The 1405-nt window shown below is 45.8% G+C and carries 1 protein-coding gene; it reads left to right on the forward strand.

What is annotated here, in order from left to right:
- Positions 1-1405: heme lyase CcmF/NrfE family subunit (locus R8N28_RS24910; RefSeq protein WP_318183627.1), on the forward strand; the 1405-nt coding region annotated here is incomplete at both ends.

Genomic DNA, 1405 nt, shown 5'->3' on the forward strand with positions numbered 1-1405 from the left:
TTTGCTTGGTTTACGTTGACAACGTCTAACCCTTTTGAGTTCGCAAAAACATTGGCGGTAGAAGGACGTGATTTGAATCCAATGCTGCAGGACATCGGATTGATCATTCATCCGCCACTTTTATATTTAGGTTACGTTGGTTATTCCGCCATTTTGGCGTTTGCACTTGCGGCGTTATTAAGCAAACGGCCTGTCAATGAATGGTACCGTTGTACGCGAAAGGCCGCGTATTTTGCCTGGGGAACTCTGACTGTTGGTATCCTTGTCGGCTCTTGGTGGGCATACAATGAACTTGGCTGGGGAGGCTGGTGGTTTTGGGACCCAGTAGAAAATGCCTCTCTATTGCCGTGGTTAACCGGCACTGCACTCCTGCACAGCGGAGTATTAGCAAAGAAAAATCAGGGAGCGTTGTGGAGCACATACGCGTTGGCGTTTGCGACCTTTAGTTTAAGCATTCTCGGGACATTTATCGTACGTTCTGGCGTATTAACGTCGGTGCATGCTTTTGCTGTGGATCCTACCAAAGGTTTAGCCCTGCTTGCTGTGCTTAGTGCGTTAGTATTGATGACGTTTGGCGTACTGATTGTGCGTGGAGATGCCATCAAACCATTTAGATTACGTTCCTTGATTAGTCGTTCTTATATGGTGTATGTGGCCATTGGACTTTTGGTCATATCCACGGCGATCGTCTTTTTAGGTACGTTCTACCCGATGATTTATCAATTGCTAGGGTTGGGAAACATCTCTGTTGGTGCGCCGTATTTTAATAGCTTGATATTTTCTCTTAGTATTTTCGCTTTGTTGGCGTTAGCCATGACGCCAATTTTGCGGTGGACAAAAGGAGTGCGCGCGAACTGGAAAGGGCAATTCGCCTTCGCAAGTACAATCGCATTAGGTGTCGTAGCCGTCTTTATCTTATCGGTTGATACCGTACGTATTGGGACAATTACAAGTGTATTTTTAGCTGCTTGGGTTATTGCTACGCACACTATGTTATGGCTGAATGCCGAAAATAAAGGGCCACTAATCAAGATGGTATTAGCACACGTCGGTTTTTCTGTAGCCGTTGTGGGAGCTGTCTTCAACAGTGAATACTCGTACCAATACAACTTGCGAGTAGAGCCTGGTGTTTCACATCAAAGAGCAAACATTGGTATCGATTATCAAGGTATGGATTGGGTAATAGGGCCAAATTACACCGCAGAACAAGCAAGGATCATTTTGCGCCTTGATGATCAGGCTCGCTATGTATTACAACCTGAAAAACGCCATTATCCCGTGCGAGTAATGAACATGACTGAGCCCGCGATTCTGAGTTTATGGCACGGAGACTATTATCTGACGTTGGGGGATAAAGTTGGCACAAACGCTTATGCGATAAAAGTTCAGTACCGGGCGGGGATTT

It is taken from the genome of Vibrio sp. Vb1554, assembly GCF_033344235.1.